This window comes from Microbacterium sp. (assembly GCF_047972865.1).
In the GTDB taxonomy this organism is placed as follows: Bacteria; Actinomycetota; Actinomycetes; order Actinomycetales; family Microbacteriaceae; genus Microbacterium.
Window position 1 is genome coordinate 1 of record NZ_JBKEAY010000011.1, and the last position, 1,896, is coordinate 1,896.

The window sequence follows — 1,896 nt, forward strand, 5'->3', positions numbered from 1 at the left end:
GCGCCCACGACCAATGCTCGATCAGAGTCGCTGGCGCGGAGTTCGGGCATGCGCACAGGATCCGCACTGAAACGCGATCGCAGGGAGCCTCCGGCCATAGCCCCAGCGTATTCCGGGTGCGGACGATGTCGATACCGGGTGAACCCCGAGTCGCCCCGGTGCCCGGACGCGAACCACACCCACCGGTTGAGCCGGGCGCACGGCGCCCGAGTCGAAACCACCATCCCCTCCCGATAACGATGGCTGAGACGCCTCTTCGCGGCTCCTCAACCAACGCCACCACCAGACGTGTCGGGGTTGGTAATTCGGCTACCGCGTCGGGTGCGTGTAGCGCAACGCATTGGGCCGGCAGGGGGCCTCGAACGCGATGAGAACCGTGTCGGCAATCCGACCCTCGGTGCGGAGTGCGAAGAGGCGCTCGACGACCCGGTCGCGGACCATGACCGGGGTGATGGTGTTGAGGTAGATACGCGTCGCTCCCTCAAAGCCGGCCAGCGTCGAGAGGCGCCACTTGAGCATGACGCGCCACGGCATCGGCACGTCGACGTCGATGGGCCGGTAGTGCCACTCCTCGTTGCAGGCGATGGACGCGCCCGTGGCGGCCTGCATGGCGTGGATCATGTCCGACATACCGCGCAGTTCCTCGGGCTCCTGCTCCCACGGATCGGAGTGCTCGCTCTTGGAGTAGATCTCGATGGTCGGGAACCGGTGCCCGAACCCGGCGAAGGCGACGGCGTGGTCGTTCTCGGCGATGACGAGGTTCTTATAGCCGGCGTAGTTCGTCGCGACCTCGTTGAAGAGGTTGGGGTTCTGTCGGAGCTTCGCGAGGGTCTCCTCGTGCTGCACCCCGCGTTCGTCGATGGCGACGAGCTGCTTGTGGAGGTGATCGAACGACGCTCCCGCAGGCTTGAGCCAGTTCTGGAAGACAGTCACGTACCGGGCGTAGCGGTTGAGCTCGTAGAGCGCCCTCACCGACTCGACTGTGTAGCGGATAAACTCGGCGTGCTCGTTAACGGTGAGCGTGCCGGAGGAAGCAAGCTGGTCATCGGTCGTTGCGCCGTCGACGTAGTGACGCCGAGCGATGATGAGGTCGTGGCCACCACCGAAGAAGCCGGACGCTGCCTCGACGATCTGGTCATGGGTCAGGGCGTCGATCTCCTCAGCCGCCATGCCGGAAGCACGCAGCTTCATCCCGACCACGGAGACCACGTGCTCCCACCCCGCCGGAGAATCGAGGTAGGCCTCTTTCCGCGCGGCGACCCGGGCTGGAAGCACGTACCCGTAGTTGGCGTGCCAGTACTCATAACTGAGAATCTCGAAGAGGTTGGGGACCCGACGGAAGGCCGCCACCGTGGCGTTCATTTCCGCGGCAGGCGTGCGGTGGTGCGTCTCCCAGGTGTCGTTGCCCCGGTGAACCACGCGGGACTTCTCCGGCGGTGTCTCGACATACCGGTTCTCGCAAAAGGCGCAGTACGACCCGGCACGCTCCGGCTCGATCAGGGACGGGTCCTGAAGCTGCCCCAACGGCCGGTGGCCCCGACCAGGTACGGTCCACACTTCAGTGCCGGTGAACGGGTTGAGCTGCTTGACGGTGCCATCAGCGAGGGTGGTGAGGTATTCCGCCTCGCGTTGGTACGGCTGCATCGAGATCCTCCTCAAGCGAACACCCGCAGCCTATCCGGGGCAAGAGTGCACGGCTGGGCCCTCGGCGCGCGGGTCCATCGGCGCCCACGCGCACCTCGTCGTGTCCGGCAGTCGGATCGCCCGTGCGCCGCAAACCGGACGATCAGCCGTCGTCAGCGATCGCGGCCCGGTCGGACTTCACCACCCATGCGGCGACGGCGGCACGGTTTGGGACCCCGAGCTTGCGGAGGATGGAGCGAACATGCTGCTCGA

The 1,896-nt window shown here is 66.0% G+C and carries 1 protein-coding gene; it reads right to left on the reverse strand.

Annotation, left to right across the window (positions count from 1 at the left end):
- Positions 1-309 precede the first annotated feature (309 nt).
- Positions 310-1,644 (reverse strand): DUF4921 family protein, encoded by a 1,335-nt coding sequence (locus ACK5KK_RS00620; protein ID WP_416888157.1) that lies wholly within the window; start codon positions 1,642-1,644, stop codon positions 310-312.
- Positions 1,645-1,896 lie beyond the last annotated feature (252 nt).

Bases quoted from the DNA above. Each gene is read 5' to 3' on its own strand.
- ACK5KK_RS00620 (WP_416888157.1), bottom strand. From the start codon at position 1,644: ATGCAGCCGTACCAACGCGAGGCGGAATACCTCACCACCCTCGCTGAT.